Raw genomic sequence first — 20,393 nt, 5'->3', positions numbered from 1 at the left:
CAAATTCAACATGAAGTGGAGAGTTAAGTATAAGTAATTATACCCCGTTGGCAGTTGTAGGTCAACGGGGTTTTGTGTATAATTGCTTGGGCTTACGAATATAATATCAAAGACCATTTAGGTAATGTACGAGTATCATTCAAGAGTAATTCAGGTGTATTACAACAGGTAGAAAGCACCAATTATGACCCATTTGGTATAGAGTTGAATGGCACAGGAACGGCAAATAGTGTTGAGAACCGCTTTAAGTATCAAGATAAAGAAAGCCTAACGCTCTTTGGATTAAGTGGCATCAATGATTTTGGTGCGAGGTATTATGATAAAACTGTGGGTAGATGGTGGGGAGTTGATGCATTGGCGGAAGCAGATGAAGACTTTTCACCTTATCTATACACCTCTAATAATCCCGTACTCAATATCGACCTTTTTGGTTTAACAGATGTTAATGGCGATGGTAAAGATGATAGTACGATATTACCTCAAGTTACCGTTATAGCCCAACGAGATGAAAGTACGCTCAATAATATACAGCTTACGCTAGATGGCATAGGTCTTTACCCTGGAGCAGGCACATTAGCAGGAGTTGTTAACGCAGGTATTGATATTTATAGGGGTAATTATGGTAGTGCAGGCCTAAATTTACTTTCAGCAGTCCCTGTTTTAGGAACAGCCATGAAGGGTACCAAGTTGGCTGTAATGGGGACTAAAGCCATTAGTAGTATGGCGAAGATGAAGGGGGTGAAAAGTGCATTGGTAGTAGTTAGGTGGAATTACAAAGGTATGCCATCAATATTTGGTATGGAGAAACATCATCTATTGCCTCAATCAAAAAGATTTATGCAAGAATTTGGTTCTGATTTAAAATCAATAAAATTTAATATTAATGAAGGCTACAACATCAAATATCTTGACAAAGCATTTCATGGGAATGCTCCCGAATATGAATACAGAGTTGCTGAAAAATTAAGAGAGATGCAAGCGAATAATACATTAACTAAACAGAATATTTTGGACTTAACCAAAGATTTACGTAATCTTTTAGATGAAGCTTACAACGATTTCAAAACATTAAATGGCCCTACCTTAAACGAAGCTTTTAGATGAAAATACCATTCAGAACTATTAATTACAGTATTGACCCTTCTATTGTAGGAGTGAAAGGAGGGATGGGTAATTCCTATTTATCCGACGATTTTTTTAAAAAAAATGTAGGTTATAGCTCTATCTTTTTAAGAAGGGAATCTAAGTGGTGGAATACATGGAGTAACTGGCAATTGTATGGGTCGGATTTGGTAGAAGTAGATTTGGAAAAAAGAGGGAGACTGACAGATTTTATAAAACCAGGAAAGCTTTTAAGAGGATTCTTTGTAAATAATAAACTTAGAAATATTTTAGAAAAATCTATATTGCCTAATCATCATTTTTTTGAGGTAACATTTAATCAAAGTGGGAAAATTATAGATGGTTACTGGTGGTTTTGTTTTGACTACGAGACAGGGGAACAGAATATTGATTTTTCAAAATGTGAATATGATTTATCGTTTCATCTGCGAAATATTAACAAGGATTTTAACCCCATAATCAATACTTATTCTGACTATATTAATATAGTATCAGAAACGGATGCAGCCATAAAAACGACGAAATTGGTATTTAATTCAAATTTTAATAGTGACATTGATATTTTTGGCACACAATTTCTAACTAATGATATATATATATCGGAAAAGTTATATCATAATTTGAGAGAACAAAATGTTACAGGTTACAGGGTTGAATACCCTATTGTAGAAATGGAGTTTAATTATCCCGTTCACTAGGTTTGCGACAGTAACTACCATTAGGATATTAATTTAGTATATCTCTCAGGTCGTTGGGTAAGCAAAGCGCTCTTACGCTCCAAAAGATAGAAGAGCATCACGCACGTGATTGGCAAATTCAACATGAAGTGGAGAGTTAAGTGGAAGTAATTATACCCCGTTGGCAGTTGTAGGTCAACGGGGTTTTGTGTATAATTGTTTGGTTTTACGAATACAATATCAAAGACCACTTAGGTAATGTACGAGTATCATTCAAGAGTAATTCAGGTGTATTACAACAGGTAGAAAGCACCAATTTTGACCCATTTGGCATAGAGTTAAATGGCACAGGAACGGCAAATAGTGTTGAGAACCGCTTTAAGTATCAGGATAAAGAAAGCCTGACGCTCTTTGGATTAAGTGGCATCAATGATTTTGGAGCTAGGTATTATGATAAGACTGTGGGTAGATGGTGGGGAGTTGATGCATTGGCGGATAGATATTTATCAAATTCGCCATACTCATATGTACTAAATAACCCACTTAGATTCGTAGACCCCGATGGTATGAAGGTAGATGTAAGTGAGTTAACAAAAACAAATGAGGGACTTTACACATTGATACAAACGATGTTAGACTTGTCTGATATTACTGGTACAAACATTTCGTACAACAATGGAATGCTTGATTATGCAAAAAATGAAGATGGCTCAATGAAAATAAATACTACCGATGATGGGAAAGAATTGGGAAGTAGTGGAGCAAGAAATTATTTGAAAGGACTTATCACTAGCGATTTGACAGTTAAAGTATCAAATGATAATTCACAGGGCACTAAGGGCGGTGGCGCTGGTAATGTTAATCTTAACTCTGACCAAATTGATAATAATACGTATGCGGTTAGTAATGCAGGATTAGATTCTCGTACATTTTCATATGGCTTTTCATTCTTGCATGAAAGTTTGCATACTGCTACTGGAACAAAAGTAGTTAATCCTAATGCCACAGAAGCATATGCAGACGCACCTAAAAGTGATGCTGGAGTAACAACAAACCCAGGTAGTGTGGAAAAAATATTAAATCAATACAGAAAACAGTTAGGCACATCATGGGGGCAACGTGTTGATTATTGGTGGCTATCGGAATGTTCCACTTGCCCCAAAAGTATGTATTGGAGTAAAGGTGGGCAAACAATAGGAGTTACGGAAGCTAAGATGCCAGATGGTCAAAAGCAAAAAGCACGAGAATTGATTCTCAGTATAGGTAGAAACATTCCATTTTTAAACTTACCAAAATGAAATATGTAGTCTTTTTTTTGATGTTTATTATAATTCCTGTTTTTGGGCAAAAAAAATGGATATATCCTTGTGCATTAAACAATATATTAAAGTCTAATCAATTAGCAGAGTATGTAACAAGTGAGAGTTCATCATCTAACAGACATCTTTGTTTCCAGATAGATACAATTAAATTAAACTGTAACTTTGCTGTTTTTGCAACTGAAATTTTAAAAAATAAGGGTAAAGACTTATGGAAAGAAAATGTAAAACCTGACTTGATAAACCAAATTGAAGATTCTTTAAGCAAAGTGTCTATCAAGTTTAACAGAGATACAAATGCACCATTTATTTTATCACAAAAAACTTTCGATTGCTCTCAAAAAACAGAATACTTGTTGATAACTTTTACAAACTATTCTAATGATTTAGGTATAGTGGCTAGAATTAGAATGATAAATAATAGAGTGGCAGAGATTCAGGGCAGAGATTTATTTATGTATATAGAGTTTGACAAAAAAAAACGAATAAAAAAGTACTCTCAGTACAAGTATTCAATGACTAAAATTTCAGGATATTCCTCTGGTCGCTGGTTAAGCGAAGTGTTCTTACGCTCCAAAAGATATAAGAGCATCACGCACGTGATTGGCAAATTCAATATGAAGTGGAGAGTTAAGTATAAGTAATTTTACCCCGTTGGCAGTTGTAGGTCAACGGGGTTTTGTGTATAATTGCTTGGGCTTACGAATACAATATCAAAGACCACTTAGGTAATGTACGAGTATCATTCAAGAGTAATTCAGGTGTATTACAACAGGTAGAAAGCACCAATTATGACCCATTTGGTATAGAACTCAATGGTACAGGAACGGCAAATAGTGTTGAGAACCGCTTTAAGTATCAAGATAAAGAAAGCCTAATGCTCTTTGGATTAAGTGGCATCAATGTCGCCTTACCAATATAACTACAATAATCCTTTACGCTTTATTGACCCTGATGGGATGGCAAGTGCTCTATTATCATTTATAGACTCTCTCTTTATCAGCATCCCCATGTGCTACCGCCCATTGGCTATTAGTCAATCCATCAGTCCCAACTATCAGAGATATTGAACTCAGTGAGACATTAATTGCACACTGGTGTAAATCTTAAAAAATTTAAAGGAGTAACTTGTACAAATTGTTCTGTTGGCAAAGACCACGCATTCGTAGTAAAAGCATTAGCATCATTTCTTTTAAATAAAATTAAATTTCGTGGTGTTGAGCCTGTATCTTGATATATCAGATATGACAAAATCAAAGCAAGTTATATTTTGGGAGTTTAAATAAAAAACACATGAAAAAAATATTAATCATTTTAGTTTATAGTATTATAATAACGTTATTAGTTTTGTTCATTTTGGTACAATTAAACCCTATTTATATAAAGCATATTTTGATTTTTTTTAGAGACCAAAGAGGAACTCTTCTTTATGAGGGAGAAACTGAAGGGCGGGAAAACATGACTATTTTTTTTGGAATAATTATACCTCTTATTTTTTCTATCTCGCTTGGTTTAGTCATTTCATGCTTATTCATAATACGGAAATTAAAAAAATAGAGTTTTTTGTCGTTGTTGGAGTTTTTTCGACTATCCTCGAAGGTTACAATTTCGTGGCATAAATAAAAATACAGTCTAAGACTGCAAAACAAAATGAGTGGATATTTTTGGGGATTCAACTAAACCTCCAAAGTATAATTACCAACCCGTTGGCTATATCAGATCAACGGGTTTTTCTGCATAATGCTTAGGGCTGGGAAATGTAAGAGTATCATTTAAAAACAATGCAGGTGTATTACAACAGGTAGAAAGCACCAACTACGCCCCATGGGACACAGAACTAAACGGAACAGGTTTAAACAATACAGTTGAGAACCGCTTTAAGTATCAAGATAAAGAAAGCCTAACGCTCTTTGGATTAAGTGGCATCAATGATTTTGGTGCGAGGTATTATGATAAGACTATTGGTAGATGGTGGGGAGTTGATGCTTTGGCAGATGTATCAAGAAGACATTCGCCTTACCAATATAACTACAATAATCCTTTATTGACCCTGATGGGATGGCAGCGAAAGATAAGACCAAAGAAGAAAACATTGGAGCTGATGAATTAACGAATGACCAATGGTTAGCCTCTAAAGGTGATACTGATAGAGAAAACGAATTTAAACAAGATAATAAAGACAAAGATAAAAAGAAACAAGAATACAGTATTCAAGCTATCAGATAATGTAGTAAACATAGGTAGAGTCCATGAACCGCCATTTATTATCAAGTGATAGAATCTTTCAATATAATAAACATTAGACTTTTATGGACATTAGGAAAGCCTTACCCAAAGAAGAAAAGCTTTTGGAGTATTTGATTTTAAAAGCTTCTATAGCTATTCTATATGATTGGGAAAAAAAAATGTTAGTATCTCCAATGAATGATGGTGGAATGGGAAGCCTTAAGTTATATCCTGAAGGAGTAATGTCTGAACAACGTCAATTTGGGAAACAAGCTAGTGAATATATTTTCTTAGATGAAGATGGTATAACTGTGATAGCATCTTTGTATTTAGATAAAAAAGAAAGATTATTCGAACTTGATATTTGGAAAACAAATTATTCACCATTGATTAGTCTGCCTTCTAATTATGATGATGTTTTTTCATAGATGAACGGTACTCTTTCCATCTGGCGTTGGTTAAGCAAAGCGTTCTTACGCTCCAAAAGATAGAAGAGCATCACGCTCGTGATTGGCAAATTCAACATGAAGTGGAGAGTTAAGTGGAAGTAATTATACCCCGTTGGCAGTTGTAGGTCAACGGGGTTTTGTGTATAATTGTTTGGTTTTACGAATACAATATCAAAGACCACTTAGGTAATGTACGAGTATCATTCAAGAGTAATTCAGGTGTATTACAACAGGTAGAAAGCACCAATTATGACCCATTTGGGATAGAGTTGAATGGTACAGGAACAATAAATAGTGTTGAGAATAGATTTAAGTATCAAGATAAAGAAAGCCTAACGCTCTTTGGATTAAGTGGTATCAATGATTTTGGGGCAAGGTATTATGATAAGACTATTGGTAGATGGTGGGGAGTTGATGCTTTGGCGGATATATCAAGAAGGCATTCACCTTACCAATATAACTACAATAATCCTTTACGCTTTATTGATCCAGATGGGATGCAAAGCTAAGCCATTTATGATTTTAATGGGAATGCACATGAGATTGGAAATGCTGATAAGACTACCATTTATCAAGCAGCTGATGAAACTCAACAGCTACAAGACGATGGCAATGGCGACGGAGGTAGTAAAACTGTGATGGTTGTATTTAGTGGATTAGATGCAAAAATGAAAGGTAAAAAAGGTGTTGCAGGAGAAATAGTCGAAAATCTAAATCAGTGGTCTAAAAAGAGTAAAAAATCTTTTATAGGGAAAGCCATTTCATCCTCCTGGAGTGATTCTAAAAATTTACGTGAAGCTATAGAATTTATTCGTGCAAACTATACAATAGGTTCAAACGATAAACTCATAATATACGGTTTTAGCTAGGGAGGGGATAATGCTATGGAATTATCCCATATTTTAGATGAGTTGGGTATAACTGTCGAACAGTTAATAACAGTAGATGCTGCTATTGGTTTTGCTTCTGATGTAGCAGGAGCATCAACAGATTTTGTTGATAGAAATAATACTTCAAACGTAAAAATAAATTCTAATCATTATCAATCAAATTCTAGTTTTCCAGTATGGTCTCAAGGTGGAAAAAATACAGCTAATGGCTCAACAATTATGTATAATATACAGGAACAGGTGTTAATCATTATAACATAGATATATTGACAACGCAAAAAATTATAAATTATTTAAAAACATGGATAAGCAATCAAAAATAAAACTTATGAAAATAGGCATCATAACTAATTTTATAGCAAGTCTATTTTTTGTTTATTACCCATCTGGAAGCATTATTATAAATAATGTTTTTATTTCAATATTACTATTTTTTATTCTATGGTTATTACCTATTATTATTTTGCTTTTTGTAGTGTATATAGTAATCAATAGCTGGTTTAAATATAAAAAGGAAGAATTATTTTTTTTTGGATGGGTTTTATTTCATATCATAGTCGTCTTTGTATGGGTTATTCATATTGCTGAAGATGTATAAGAATACCTCTATGGCGTTAGTTAAGCGAAGCGTTCCTACGCTCCAAAAGATATAAGAGCATCACGCACGTGATTGGCAAATTCAATATGAAGTGGAGAGTTAAGTATAAGTAATTATACCCCGTTGGCAGTTGTAGGTCAACGGGGTTTTGTGTATAATTGCTTGGGCTTACGAATACAATATCAAAGACCACTTAGGTAATGTACGAGTGTCATTCAAGAGTAATTCAGGTGTATTACAACAGGTAGAAAGCACCAATTATGAACTATATAGTGTTAAATATAGATTCAAATATTGGAATAGGGAGATGGTAGTGAACGGTCAGTATTGGATATAAATATATAAGATTTTTGGATTAGAAGAATTGAGTGAAAATATGATCTTCTAATCCTTTTAATCTTTTCCTGTAAATCTAAATTTTTAGAAAAACCTTATTTTTATACAATATATACAGCAAAATAAGCTGAGTGATCGTTACTGAACATGCTGTAAAAACAGGTTGCCATATCTCGGGAGTATGGGCAATAAGACCTCCAAAAAGAAAGTTGGCTGTAAATCCAAAGTTTACCATTCCTTCAGATGCCATATAAATCAAGATTGAATTTGAGCCAATCCAGATAAATGGCAAAGCCCATTTCTGCCAACCCCAAAGGTCGATAATGAGGTAAAAAATAGCCAAAAATAAAACACAAAATCCTCCTACAAAGCATACAAATGAGCTAGACCAAAGACGTTTGTTGATAGGGAATGAAATGTCCCAAAGCAAACCTAAGCCTATGAGTGTTAAACCCGCCACTAGCATTATTGCTATTTTCTGATAAGCCGAAAATGTATGATTCCCTTTGAGAAATGTAGCCGTAAAGGTGCCCAACATGGCTGTGCCGATGGCAGGGATTGTCGACAAAATTCCTTCTGGGTCGTGTACTTTGCTGTGGAGTCTTCCTGGCAACAAAATACGGTCGATATACGATTCTAGCGAACCCTCTTTGGTGAGTACGCCTGCTCCAAAGCCCGGAACTGGTACGTATTTCATGATCAGCCAATAGCCTACCAGAATAAAAATAAACCAGTAAATCTGTTTGGTAGTGTCAAAATTCAGGTAAATAATGCCTGCAAAAAACCACGCCAAACCAATACGCCCTAGTACACTTGCTATACGGGTTTGTTCGTAGCCATTCCACTTGAATAGACCATTGACTACAACGCCTAGTAATATCAAAATAATAGTTCGCTTCAACATGCTTAGATACAGGGACTTCTTTGCTACATGAGGTAGTTGGTAGGCGGCCTTTACCGATGATTCGCTTACTTTTTTTTGCATAGAAAAAGGCATAGAGGCTCCTGCAATAAAAAGAAAAAGCGGGAATATCATATCGTAAAAAGTAATGCCATTCCAAGCTGTATGATGTAGCTGTTCTGACATCCATTCAAACAAAGGAATATGTGTTGTTTCGGCCAAAGCATGAATAATATGCTCGCCACTCATAATCCAAAACATGTCAAAGCCTCTGAGTGCATCTAAAGAAATAAGTCTTTTGGGGGGCATAGTTTTATGTAGTTTTGAGTTTAGAATGAAGAGAAACTTTTGTTGATGAGTTTATTAATTGATAATGAAGTTGGTAATTGAATAAAATCTTTGTTTGAAACTATTTTGGCTTAGGAAAATACGTAAGAGTGCAAAATACTTTTAAGCGTTATGTTTTTTAGTCAATCACTTAAAATTATCACTTAGCACTCTTACAGTGCCATCATTCATTTGCTCAATGACTCAATTTTCTGTATTTATTATACATTTTTTGGGCTACCAGATGACTATTACCTTTGGTGGCAACAGGGAAGTTTTTTTGTGTTTTTACCCAATTCCATTCCCATTCACGGATTTTTTGGTCAAATTTTACTAAATCGGGTTCGTTTTGGTTGCTCAAAGCCATACTCAATTCACTGAAAAATTGTTGCCATCTTGGTTTGTAGAAATCATTGAGTAAGCCACTCCACTGGCGGTTGGCATATTCGTGCAGAGGACTATTGGCATCGCCCCAAAGCGTAATAATATCTCTGGCATTTTGTTCGTAAAGAGCTTTTTCTTGGGCTGTATTGCCCCAGCTTCTTGCCGAGCTTATCCATGGCCCAAGCATAAAATCTTTGCGTGTAGCCAGAAGTTCATCCATATCGGCTATCAAATCAATAAAAGCCTGAGCGTCTTTTTTGAATTGAGCTTCGTCTTTTGCTTTATACGAAGTTTTCCATTTTTTCTGTAAAACAAGAGCATAATTGGCCAAAACTTGTCGGGTAATGTCGACTAAATCATATTGAAAGCCATCTGAATCAATGCCTTTTTGCGACGCTTGCACAAATAAATCCCAAGCCTTTAACAAATCCTTGGGGGCATAATTCAATTTAGTTCTTGTCCAAACCGTAGTAGAATCAAAGGTTGGTCGACCTGTAACAATAGACTCAGCACCATCACGTATATCCTTGCCGTTATAAACGGTTTGTCTGAGTATCTGCCAAGCATCTACCAATGATTTGTCAGCTGTTTTGTAGCGATTTTTGGTATATTTGGCCAACCAATCGTTCAAATCAATGGGCGTATTTTGCCAAGTATGTTGCATCATCAACTCATAGATAACAGGGTTTTGTTCGATGGCCTCCATTGTGAGTCCTATACCTTGTAAATTCTTTGAGTTGGGGTCATTCAAGGCCATAGCTGGGCCACTGGCCACGCCGTCCATACGGCCAAATAAATTAACATTTCCTCCAAAGTTATTGAGCATATTCCAGATCCAAGGCTTGCCATAAAAAGCCTCGGTTCTTTTCCAAACGGGTTCAATTTCGGTAGCTAGGTCGAGTAGCAACATTTTGTTGTTGGGTACAGCATTGAGCAAAGCCTCAATTTGGGGGGCTTTCCAGAATTTTCTATCGCTATAAAAAAGCCATCCCTGCATCACCCAAATAGCTTCGGGGTCTGCTTGTCGCATACCTTCATAAATCCTGGCACTAAGCTTTGATAAATAGGCTGGCTCATCGGTTGGAGGCTCGTTTTCGTTGAAAGTATCGGCCGAATATAGGTGGTCAGAGCCAAATAATACAGTTTGTTTTTTGATAAATCGTTTCCCTATTTCAGCAAAAAGAGGGTCTTCCGAATCCAAAATATAAGTATCGCCAAAACCATTAGTCCAGTTGGTTGCTTTTAGCTTGGCTTGTGGGTATTTCTTTTTAAAAGCCGAAGGTACGTGTCCTGTAAAGGCAGGCAAGACGGGTTTCATCCCCAAAGCACGTTCTCGTTGTAAAATTTTCACCTGTAAATCTTTGTGCGACTTCATCCAGCTCACTGGCAGAGGGCCGCCCCATCCGTCGAGATTTCCCATCCAAAACCATGAAAAATAAGCTGGACCACTAAAAAAATCCGATAAATCATTGTCCGAAAAGCCCATTTCGTGGTACACTTCTCGCCAAGTAAACTCTTCTCCTGTAATGGCCAAGGGCATATTGATACCGTGCATAGCCATCCAGTCAATTTCTTTTTGCCATCTTTCCCAGTTCCACCACGACATACTGTAGTTGAAAGTACAATAGTTGAGATAATAGCGATATTGGTAAGGAGTTTGTTTGATAATTTTGGTTGAAAGTTGAGGAAGTTTGGAAGGCAAAGCCAAATTGCTACCATTCCAAGTAATTTGACAGTGGCAGTATTCTGTTAAATAATAATAAAGTGCAGAGGCCACAGCAACACCGTTGTTACCTCGTAGAATGATTTTTTGATTTTTACTTTCTATTTCAAAAAGGTCTTTAGGAGCAGTATTGTCGAGAGCCTCTACCACAAAAAAATGTGCTTTTTGAGGAATTACCCGTCCAATAAGTGCGGTTGCTTCTTGTTTATTGAGCTGGGCATCGACCCAATGGCTACAAAAAAGCCCGATAATGGCCGTTATGTACCGAATGTGGTGAGAGATTTTTTTCATAAATAAAATGCGTTTTGTAATGATGAGGTAGTGTTGTTAGACACTACCTCACAAAGAAATAAAAGAAGCGTAATATAATATTGCTATTAACGATATTAGGTATACGTTGATGGCCTATTGCTGTTTTTCAAAGAATGAAGGTTGACAACCAACACGAGTACTAATACCCTGGATTTTGTTTCAGGTTTGGATTAAGTTGTAACGCAACACGTGGAATTGGGAATATTCTGCGATTGGTATTTGCATCGGTTTTGTATCCCCATTTACCTTCAAATTTTCCGAAGCGAATCATATCATTTCTGTGCCATCCTTCATACGCAAATTCTCTAACTCTTTCTGCATAAAGACCTTCTAAATCGATAGAAGTAAAAGCCGCAGAAGTAGTTCTTTGTACTTTTATTTGATTAACCAAAGAAAGAGCCGTGTGTCCTAATGTGGCTGCACCACCTCTTAGAATGGCCTCTGCCTTCATTAATAGTACATCAGAATAACGGAAAACAGGAATATCATTATTTTGATTTCTGCTCAACGAAGTGCCATCTGCATAAAACTTGTTGTTACGATAGCCCATATTCCAAGCAATTTCGTCGTTTCCTGCATCAAAAGCTGCTACATCTTGGCGAAGAATTACCTCAGGAGTTAGGTTTACATGATAAGTAACCGATGCCGAAGGGTCGCTTCCTTTATAAAATTGGTCAACACCTAGTTTGGTAGTTTTTACAGTAATGGGCGTACCATCGTCCATATATTGTAATCCTGTAAGCCACTGACCATTTCTTACGTCGTTGGCATCGTTGAAATAAGCGTAGTATTCTGGCAAAGTACTTTCGGGGCCACTTGGCGTAAATGGTAGCTTAAATTTGGCACGCATACTTCTTGGAATAGCATAACGAGCGTGCAGGTTGGTTGACCTAAACGGGAAGCTATTGGCCGAAGTTGCATCGTAAGGAATTGCAAAAATAAATTCCTTGATTTGAGGGCCATTGTCAGGATAAAACATTTTCAGATAAGTACTGCGAGGCTCAATAGCATATAATCCAGAACCAATAATTTTGTCGACAGCAGCAATACACTCGTCGTATCTTTTAGTACCAGTATAATACTCGGCATTCAAATACATCTTTGCCAACAAAGCATACGCTGTCCATTTGTTTGGTCGTCCATAAGTAGCTACTCCCGAAAGTTCGCTCAAATATGGTAGTGCAGTATTAATTTCTTTTTCGATAAACTTAAATACATCGGCTCTGGGTACATTGGTTTTTGGACTAAAATCACCGTAAAGGGTATCAATAGGTACATTTCCGTAATTGTCCATCATCCAGAAATAGGCAAAAGCACGTATCATTTTGATTTCGGCAATATTGGTATTTTTGGCAGAGCCAGCAGGCATCGTAGTCGACAAAATATTGATAGTCTGGTTAGCAACCCCAATAGTAGTTGACAGCCATGTCCAGTTACCATTGATAAAGCCGTTGTCTTTTGTCCAAGTGTGATAGTGCATGGTTTGGCACTGTCCACCATCAAACCAGTTACCACCTCTTGCGGGCATAATCGACTCGTCGGTACTATATGATTGTTGCTGAAAGTGTTCAACGGCGTAATTGCCTCGAAGAGCAACATAAACAGGCCCAGAAGCCGAAATATACTGTTCGGGGTTGGTTGGAAATACATCGGGGGTAAGTTCCGTAGTGATTGGAAGAGCCAAGTCGTGGCAGGAAAATAGTACCCCCGAAAGTAATACTGATAATAGTATATGTAAATATGATTTTTTCATGATTTCAAAATTTAACAATTAGAATGAGATATTAACACCTAATAAGAAAGTACGGGTTTTGGGATAGAAGTTGTTGTAATCTACCCCTGGCGCAATACCACCTTGATTTACTTCTGGGTCAACGCCTGTGTATTTTGTAATCACAAAAAGGTTGTTGACAGAAGTGTACACCCGTAGTGTTTTTACTGAAGAACCCAACTTTTTGAAGTTATAGCCCAATGTGGCGTTATCAAATCTAATAAAACTTCCATCTTCGATAAAGCGAGAAGAATAGAAATAAGCGTTATAGTCGGAAGGCGATTCATTGGCAGCATCGGCAAGAATATTGGCATACTGAACGGTGTTGGGTCTAAACAAATCTGCCCGAGTTGCGTTGAAAATTTTGTTGCCAAATACCCCTCTGATAAAGATATTCAAATCAAAATTCTGATACTTAAATGTGTTGTTCCAGCCTAATAATAATTTGGGCTGAGCATTGCCTAAATAACGATAATCAACGCCTTCTACTGGTGTTGTTGTTAATGAGCCATCGGCACTTACAAACTGCGAAACACCTCCAGCGTTTTTGCCTGCATATTCTAATGCAAAAAATTGTCCAAGAGGTTTGCCTGCTTTAAGAATTTGTAATGATCTACCCGACTGGCCACCACCTTCGGGGCGAGACAAAAGTACTGAGTCGCCACCTGCAAATAATGGGTTGGTCAAACTGGTAATTACATTGGAGTTATGAGCAAGGTTGACTGTTGTCCCCCAATTAAATTTACCTTTATTAATTACTTTAGCATTTACTGTTACCTCAATTCCTTTGTTGTTGATACTGCCACCGTTGGCTACAATATTGCCTGTGGGTACTAAAATAGGGTCGACACTATACGAATAAATCATGCCAGAGGTATTCTTGTTATATAATTCTATCGAACCACTTATTTTGTTATTGGCTGTGCTAAAATCTAGACCAATATTGGTAGTAGATGTTTTTTCCCATTGCAAATCAGGGTTGGCGGCTTTGGTTGGGCCATTGGCCGCTACCAATGTACCATTGTAATAGTATGTACCCAAGCCTCCAGAAATAAACTGAGCCGTATAAGCATTAAAGCCCGAAGCATTACCTGTTACACCGTAGCTTGCTCTTAGTTTTAGGTCGCTAAACAATACTTGGTTGTTCATAAAATCTTCTTGGCTGATTCTCCAAGCACCACCGATTGAAGGAAAATACCCCCACTGATTATTGGCACCAAATACCGAGCTACCGTCTTTTCTGATAGAACCTTGTAATAAGTATTTGTTTTTGTAATTGTAGTTAAATCGTGCAAAATCTGAAATCAATCGGGTTTCTTGAAAAACACCATCTGGCCCAAAGCTTATTTGATACCCCGAAATAGCATAAGGGTTGCTCAAAGCCAAGTTGTTATAACCGATATTATCAACAGGTAAATTGCTGGTAGTTACCTGAAAGCCGTCGCCGATTCTGTTGTTTTGCCATGAATATCCAATTACAGCATTGATAGAGTGGTCGCCAAATTCTTTGTTCCAAGTTAAATAGGTTTCCAAAATCTTATTGGTATTTTGGTACGAGCTTCTGCTTGCTTGTCCATTCGAGCCAAATGATTGTTGGTAGTGAAACCCTAGCCCTGGGTCGGGGTTATCGTACATGTTGTTGTATGTACTGGTATAGTATTTGGTATAATATGTACCCTGCAATGTATTATAGTTCATATAAGAAAGGTCCAAATTATAGGTCAGGCCAAAAGGTAATTCGAGTTGTGTTTTAAAACTACCAATAAGGTTGCTATACTTAGTTTTGCGTTGGCTGTTGTTAATCATAGCAACAGGGTTGTAATAGCCTGAGTTTTCTAGGTTTTCAAAATAAGTTCCGTCAGCATTTTGGATTGGCGATACAGGCAAATAGGAAGTTGATTGCAAAAGCACTGTGTTTCGGTAAGGAATATCCTCGGCATCGCTGCTTGAGTTAGTAATAGAAAATCCAAACTTTAGTTTGTCTTTCAAAGCACGTTGTTCAATAGACAAACGGGCGATTACTCTTTCGAGCGAGCTATTCAGCAAAATACCGTCTTTTTTAACGTAGTTTAAACTAGCACTATAGGTAGTGTGCTCGCTACCACCACTCACAGAGAGGTTGTGGTTGGTCGAAATAGCTGATTTTTTTTGAATAGCCGATTGCCAGTCTGTTTCTGCATTTTTATCATCTTTAGGCGAAAATGCAATGTTCAATTTTTGCATATAAGCACGCAATTCTGAGGCTGTCATCATATCTAGTTTGTTAGATACCTTTTCTAAACCAACAAATGAGCTATATGCTACTTGAATTTGGCCTTGCTTACCTTTTTTGGTAGTTACCATAATTACGCCATTGGCGGCACGGTTTCCGTAAATAGCGGTTGCGGCTGCATCTTTGAGTACGTCAATAGAGGCAACGTCGTCTGGGGCAATTGTCGAAATATCAGCACCTGGCACACCATCAATTACATAAAAAGGGCCTTGCGAGCTATTGAGGGTAGACGCACCTCTCAGTATCACTGCAGCGGGTTGGTTGGGGTCGCCATTGGCTGTAATATTTAGGCCTGGCACTTTACCTTGTAGCAATTGCCCAAGGTCTGTAATAGCACCTTTGTTTAGCTCTTCGGTTTTGATAGTACTTACGGCACTCGAAAGGTTTTTGCGAGATTGATTTCCATAACCTACTACTGCAATTTCGGTTAAAGAAGTGGCCATTTCTTGGAGTGTTACCGAGATAAAGGTTTGGTTACCTACCGATATTTCTTTGGTATTGAAGCCAATATAAGAAAAAACAAGGGTTTCGTTTTTGGTGGCATTCAACGAAAACTCGCCATTGCTATCGGTTGTTGTTCCTCTGTTTGTACCTTTAATGGCAATATTTACGCCTACCAAAGGCTTGGAGTCGGTTGAGGAAATAACCTTACCTTTTACTACTTGTGCAATAATTTCTACAGGAGGCTGAAGAACTGGGGCTACTTTTTTGGGCTTTAGTACAATCGTTTTGTCAACGATAGAATAATCTATGGGTTCGTTGATAAAACAATTTTCTAATACTTCTTCAATTTTAGCATTTTTAAGATTTACCGATACTTTATCTGTTTTGAGCAAAAGCTCGGATTTGTACCAGAAAGTATAATCACTTTGCTTTTCAATTTCTTTGAATACCTGAGTAATTGTAGTGTTTCGGAGATTGATATTAAACCTCTGTGAAAATCCTACAGCACTTACCTGTAAGCATATCGTTAACGATAAAATAAAGGTTAGTTTCATGACCCTGAAAAGTTTAGTGGAAATTTGTCCACGACAGGAAGCCGAAATACACGGCAAGCCCAGCCTAATTTGGAAAATAGGATTGCGATTCATACTTTTGTTTTGGGGTTTAAAATAAGATACTTGGAAAATTTATTTTTATCAAACTCCGTTGTGAAGCGAAAACGTTGCCGCGTTTTCGCTTTTTCGTTGTTTAATGCCTGCTAGTGGTATTAGTGCCACCATCACTGAAAAATGTTTAAGGTTTTATAGGTACTCAGTATAGTAATTATGATAGTGTGTTAATGATATTATCAATGTGTTGGATAATCTCTTGGCTCAGTCACGCTATAATTTAGGGTGTTATAATGATTTTTTTGCCCTCAATTTTAAATTCTACTTCGCTCATCGATAATATTTTGAGAACATTCGATAAATTGGTATTGCGTTGAAGTTTACCCGTAAAATGCTCGTCTGGAATTTTGCCGATATATTCTACTTCTACGTCGTACCATCTTTCTATTTGTCGCATTACTTGCTCTAAACTGGCATCATTAAATTGAAAAAAACCGTTTTTCCAAGCCAATTCTTCTTCCAAATTTACATCGCTCAGTGTTCTAAAAACGTTGTTGTTGATGCCCACTTTAGCTTGTTGGCCTGGTTGTAAAATAGCCGAACGCTCGTTGCGACTCACTTTTACCGAACCTTCTAGTAGTGTGGTTTTTATGGCTTTTTCGTTTTGATAAGCCATTACATTAAAATGTGTGCCGAGTACTTCTACTTCTTGCCCTTGACTAATTACTTTGAATGGCATTTTGGCATTCTTGGCAACTTCAAAATATACCTCGCCCGACATTTCTACTTTTCGTTCTGTTCCTATAAATACTGTCGGAAATCTTAGGCTTGAGGCTGCATTTAACCAAACCTTTGTACCGTCTGACAACACTACATTGTACTGACCACCTTTGGGGGTTGTGATGGTATTGAACATGGGGCGTGCATTGGTAACCTGTGCTGATTCGTAAATCAATTTGCCTGTTTGTGGTTTACGAATATCTGTTTGTCCTTGTTTGCCCAAACTGCCGTTTTTAGAATTGTCCAAAACTACCTGCGAACCGTCGTCGAAGGTTAAAATAGCTTTGTCGCTACCAGGTAAAATATCGTGCTGTTCAAATTCTTTTACCTGAACAATTCTTTCTTCGGTACGCTTATCGACGGTACGATACTGAAACCATGCAAATAACCCTATCGAAACAAGCAAGGCAACCGATGCGGCCATTCCGTAGCTTACACGCCAAAATTTTGGATTAGGCTTTGGGGGTTCTGTCAAAAAAAATGTATCTTCCTCACTATCAGTAAAGATAGAAGAAAGGATTCGTTCAGATACCTCTTCTGGCATCTCTATTTCGGGTTCATAGCTTTTCCATGAATTATGTAAAATTTTTTCTAGCTCATCTTCCGAATTGGCATTGACCCATTCCATGAGTTCGTACAATTCGGTTTCAGTATAGTTTTTACTGAAATATTTTTCAACTAACAAGTTGACTCGTTCTGAAGGCATATCACATCAATGGGGTATTCTCCCTTTAGGATTACAAGACTTGGGGTTAATCCTATAGGCGTATCGGTATTGGCCGATTGGGTATCCTTTGAGGTTAACTAAATAGAAGACATCTGTGAAAAGCAATAGGACTAGTGGCTAAGTAAATTTTTTTAATTATTTTTTGAAAACACACCAAAATGCCCAAATCATATACAATACGGCTTGGTATTTGAGGCTTCGTTTAATGGTATTGAGGGCTTGAATGATATGATTTTTGACTGTTAGGGGCGATATTTGAAGCATTTCAGCAATTTCGTCATGCTTTAAATGTTGTTCTCGACTAAGCTTAAAAATAAGTTTTTGTTGGGGAGGAAGATTTTCTACTATTTGCGTCAAGAGTGTTTGGGTTTCGTCAAACTGTACTTTATGGTCGGTTGAGCAGTCTTCCAGATGGAGGGTTTCAAAATATTCGGCATAGAGTAGTGTTTGTCTAGCTTTTGCCTTAAAAGCATTGATGGCATAGTTTTTGGCCATTCTGAACAAATAAGCGTCGAATGTAGTGATATTTTCTAGTTCGGTTCTATCTTTCCAAAGCTTCAAAAAAATTTCTTGGATGATATCTTCTGTTGTATCGGTCGAATCTGTTACCCTCATCAGATAACCATAAAGCTTGTGTTTATACTTGTGAAAAAGTAATGAAAAAGCGTATTCATCACCAACAGAAGCTAGTGAAAGTAATTCTTTTTCATCATATAACAACTTGGTCGTCATTCAATCTAGTTTATTAAGGATACTTCGTCAAAAGTGAATAAACAGTCTAAATCTACTTAAAAAATATGATAAATTATAACTTTTCTATACTAATATCATGAAAACGTTATGGTTATATAATATTTTGTAGGCCAAATCGGTATTATATTGCTAACTTGTATATCAAAGATTTGTTTAAATTATGAGCGTTTATGTTAGTAAAATAAGGTTTTAAGCGGTTATTTTTTTCTCTTAGCAGGCAAATCGATTTGCCTGCTAAGGGCTTTTTTTAATCTACTAATGGTAATGCTTCGTCGTCTTTTACCAGTTTAATCTGTTCAACAAGTTTCTTTTTCAAGTCGTTAATAACCTTGGCGTAACGTTTGTCGTTGTATAAATTATGAAGGTTTTTAGGGTCATTTTTAATATCGTACAGCTCCCAAAAGTTTTTTGTACCATAAAATTTGGCTAATGTATAGCGGTCGGTTCGGATACCAAAATGGGGGTAAACATGATGTGGCTCTGGATATTCGTAATAATGGTAATAGGATTCGCTTTTCCAGCCACTGGTTTTTCCTGTCAAGAGTGGCAAAAACGAATGCCCTTGAAAAGTACTTGGTATTTTTGTGTTCATAATATTGAGCAAGGTTGGTGCCCAGTCAACATTTGAAACTACCTGATTAACTTTTGTACCTGCTTTGATTACGCCGGGGTATCGAATTACAAAAGGGGTTTTTAGGGATTCTTCATAAATAAATCGCTTGTCGAACCAGCCATGTTCGCCCAAATAAAAACCTTGGTCGGAAGTATAAACAACTACGGTATTTTTGGATAAGCCCGTTTGATCGAGGTACTCAAGGAGTTCTCCGATATTGCGGTCGAGCGATTTGGCAGTGGCCAAATAATCTCGCATATAACGCTGGAATTTCCATTCGGTAAGGGCTTTGCCTGTTAATTTTTTTTGTGTAAAATCGGCTTCAACTTTGTCATAATAAGCTTTAAATTGGGCTTTTTGCTCAGGGGTAAAACGGTTGTACGACGACCACCCACTTTTGCTATTATAATCAGGATTTACTTTTAAGTCTTCGGCAAGTAACATCGTTTTTTCGATACTCATATCTTGGTCGTGTGCAGCAATACGGTCTTGGTAGGTATCATAGAAGGTGTCGGGTATAGGAAATGTTACGTTGTCGTAAGCTCCCAAATCTTGAAGTGAGGGCAGCCACGAGCGGTGTGTAGCCTTATGACCAACCACTATAAAAAAGGGTTTATTTTTATCTCTTGACTCAAGCCATTCTTTCGACAATCGAGTAATTACGTCGGTAACATAGCCTTCGTAGCGGTGCGTTTCGTTTTTTGAATTAACAAAATCAGAATTATAATAACTGCCATGTCCGGGCAAAATATTGAGGTAGTCAAAGCCATGTGGAAGCGAACCCAAGTGCATTTTTCCAATCCAGGCGGTTTGATAGCCACTTTTTTGAAGCTCTTCTGGAAAAACAGGTTGGCTAATATCAAATTGCCTTTCATTGAATTTGTAACCATTGACGTGGCTATATTTCCCTGTAAGTAAGGTGGCTCGGCTGGGGCCACAAATAGAATTAGATACAATGTTGTTGTACAAAATAGCTCCTTCTTTGGCAATACGGTCAATATTAGGGGTTTGGGCTAGTTTGCTTCCGTAGGCACTAATGGCTTGTGACGTATGGTCGTCGGAAATAATAAAAATTACATTGGGCCGATTTTGAGCCAATAACAGGTTGGGTAATAAAGCAATCAATGCCAGCAGGATAGTTCTCATTGTTTAGAATGGTAT

Annotated in this window: 19 protein-coding genes; 12 read left to right on the top strand and 7 right to left on the bottom strand. The window is 37.1% G+C overall.

The window, feature by feature from the left end; all coding sequences use genetic code 11:
• Nucleotides 1-72: 72 nt before the first annotated feature.
• The 12 genes from FLEMA_RS0166310 to FLEMA_RS0166250 all read left to right on the top strand — a co-directional run bounded on the left by FLEMA_RS0166310 (nucleotide 73) and on the right by FLEMA_RS0166250 (nucleotide 7,281).
• On the top strand, nucleotides 73-1,104 hold the full coding sequence (locus FLEMA_RS0166310) for an RHS repeat domain-containing protein (protein ID WP_026998133.1): 1,032 nt from the start codon (nucleotides 73-75) through the stop codon (nucleotides 1,102-1,104).
• Complete coding sequence (locus FLEMA_RS0166305; protein WP_026998132.1) at nucleotides 1,101-1,820, top strand: hypothetical protein; 720 nt, start codon at nucleotides 1,101-1,103, stop codon at nucleotides 1,818-1,820. The genes FLEMA_RS0166310 and FLEMA_RS0166305 overlap by 4 nt, the downstream gene beginning before the upstream one ends.
• A gap of 185 nt (nucleotides 1,821-2,005) precedes the next feature.
• A complete protein-coding gene (locus FLEMA_RS0166300) occupies nucleotides 2,006-3,097 on the top strand; it encodes an RHS repeat domain-containing protein (RefSeq protein WP_026998131.1) in 1,092 nt (363 codons plus the stop codon).
• On the top strand, nucleotides 3,094-3,762 hold the full coding sequence (locus FLEMA_RS0166295; protein WP_026998130.1) for a hypothetical protein: 669 nt from the start codon (nucleotides 3,094-3,096) through the stop codon (nucleotides 3,760-3,762). The genes FLEMA_RS0166300 and FLEMA_RS0166295 overlap by 4 nt, the downstream gene beginning before the upstream one ends.
• 35 nt (nucleotides 3,763-3,797) lie before the next feature.
• On the top strand, nucleotides 3,798-4,040 hold the full coding sequence (locus FLEMA_RS0166290) for a hypothetical protein (RefSeq protein ID WP_026998129.1): 243 nt from the start codon (nucleotides 3,798-3,800) through the stop codon (nucleotides 4,038-4,040).
• A gap of 828 nt (nucleotides 4,041-4,868) precedes the next feature.
• Nucleotides 4,869-5,228 carry an RHS repeat-associated core domain-containing protein gene (locus tag FLEMA_RS77410; protein ID WP_081681444.1) on the top strand — a complete coding sequence of 120 codons (360 nt, stop codon included), beginning with the start codon at nucleotides 4,869-4,871 and terminating at the stop codon, nucleotides 5,226-5,228.
• Nucleotides 5,177-5,344, top strand: coding sequence for a hypothetical protein (locus tag FLEMA_RS77025; protein WP_159102748.1), 168 nt, complete (start codon nucleotides 5,177-5,179; stop codon nucleotides 5,342-5,344). Before FLEMA_RS77410 ends, FLEMA_RS77025 begins: the two co-directional genes overlap by 52 nt.
• 83 nt (nucleotides 5,345-5,427) lie before the next feature.
• Nucleotides 5,428-5,772 carry a DUF6984 family protein gene (locus tag FLEMA_RS0166275; RefSeq protein ID WP_044175609.1) on the top strand — a complete coding sequence of 115 codons (345 nt, stop codon included), beginning with the start codon at nucleotides 5,428-5,430 and terminating at the stop codon, nucleotides 5,770-5,772.
• Nucleotides 5,773-5,930: 158 nt separating this feature from the next.
• Nucleotides 5,931-6,302, top strand: a complete 372-nt coding sequence (locus FLEMA_RS76685; RefSeq protein ID WP_026998126.1) for an RHS repeat domain-containing protein — start codon at nucleotides 5,931-5,933, stop codon at nucleotides 6,300-6,302.
• 126 nt (nucleotides 6,303-6,428) lie between these two features.
• The gene (locus FLEMA_RS0166260) at nucleotides 6,429-6,662 is read left to right on the top strand and encodes a hypothetical protein (protein ID WP_144080209.1); all 234 of its coding nucleotides are present in this window, start codon (nucleotides 6,429-6,431) and stop codon (nucleotides 6,660-6,662) included.
• A gap of 15 nt (nucleotides 6,663-6,677) precedes the next feature.
• Nucleotides 6,678-6,944, top strand: coding sequence for a hypothetical protein (locus FLEMA_RS0166255; protein WP_026998124.1), 267 nt, complete (start codon nucleotides 6,678-6,680; stop codon nucleotides 6,942-6,944).
• Nucleotides 6,945-6,984: 40 nt separating this feature from the next.
• Complete coding sequence (locus FLEMA_RS0166250; RefSeq protein ID WP_026998123.1) at nucleotides 6,985-7,281, top strand: hypothetical protein; 297 nt, start codon at nucleotides 6,985-6,987, stop codon at nucleotides 7,279-7,281.
• A gap of 412 nt (nucleotides 7,282-7,693) precedes the next feature.
• Here the strand turns inward: FLEMA_RS0166250 and FLEMA_RS0166245 are convergent, their stop codons facing one another.
• From FLEMA_RS0166245 to FLEMA_RS0166210, 7 genes are all read right to left on the bottom strand, one after another.
• On the bottom strand, nucleotides 7,694-8,827 hold the full coding sequence (locus tag FLEMA_RS0166245; RefSeq protein WP_026998122.1) for an acyltransferase family protein: 1,134 nt from the start codon (nucleotides 8,825-8,827) through the stop codon (nucleotides 7,694-7,696).
• Between the two features lie 214 nt (nucleotides 8,828-9,041).
• The gene (locus FLEMA_RS0166240) at nucleotides 9,042-11,243 is read right to left on the bottom strand and encodes an alpha-N-acetylglucosaminidase (protein WP_026998121.1); all 2,202 of its coding nucleotides are present in this window, start codon (nucleotides 11,241-11,243) and stop codon (nucleotides 9,042-9,044) included.
• 160 nt (nucleotides 11,244-11,403) lie between these two features.
• Entirely contained in the window at nucleotides 11,404-13,017 is a 1,614-nt protein-coding gene (locus FLEMA_RS0166235) for a RagB/SusD family nutrient uptake outer membrane protein (RefSeq protein ID WP_026998120.1), read from the bottom strand.
• An 18-nt stretch (nucleotides 13,018-13,035) separates the two neighbouring features.
• Complete coding sequence (locus FLEMA_RS0166230; protein WP_026998119.1) at nucleotides 13,036-16,305, bottom strand: TonB-dependent receptor; 3,270 nt, start codon at nucleotides 16,303-16,305, stop codon at nucleotides 13,036-13,038.
• Nucleotides 16,306-16,639: 334 nt separating this feature from the next.
• On the bottom strand, nucleotides 16,640-17,845 hold the full coding sequence (locus FLEMA_RS0166220) for a FecR family protein (protein ID WP_026998118.1): 1,206 nt from the start codon (nucleotides 17,843-17,845) through the stop codon (nucleotides 16,640-16,642).
• Nucleotides 17,846-18,001: 156 nt separating this feature from the next.
• Nucleotides 18,002-18,598, bottom strand: coding sequence for an RNA polymerase sigma factor (locus FLEMA_RS75730; RefSeq protein ID WP_052354453.1), 597 nt, complete (start codon nucleotides 18,596-18,598; stop codon nucleotides 18,002-18,004).
• A 268-nt stretch (nucleotides 18,599-18,866) separates the two neighbouring features.
• The gene (locus FLEMA_RS0166210) at nucleotides 18,867-20,378 is read right to left on the bottom strand and encodes a sulfatase family protein (protein ID WP_044175603.1); all 1,512 of its coding nucleotides are present in this window, start codon (nucleotides 20,376-20,378) and stop codon (nucleotides 18,867-18,869) included.
• Nucleotides 20,379-20,393: the final 15 nt, after the last annotated feature.

This window comes from Flectobacillus major DSM 103, from assembly GCF_000427405.1.
GTDB classification, from domain to species: Bacteria; Bacteroidota; Bacteroidia; order Cytophagales; family Spirosomataceae; genus Flectobacillus; species Flectobacillus major.
Note: the sequence above shows the minus strand (reverse complement) of the source record. Positions and strands in the feature narration are given on the sequence as shown.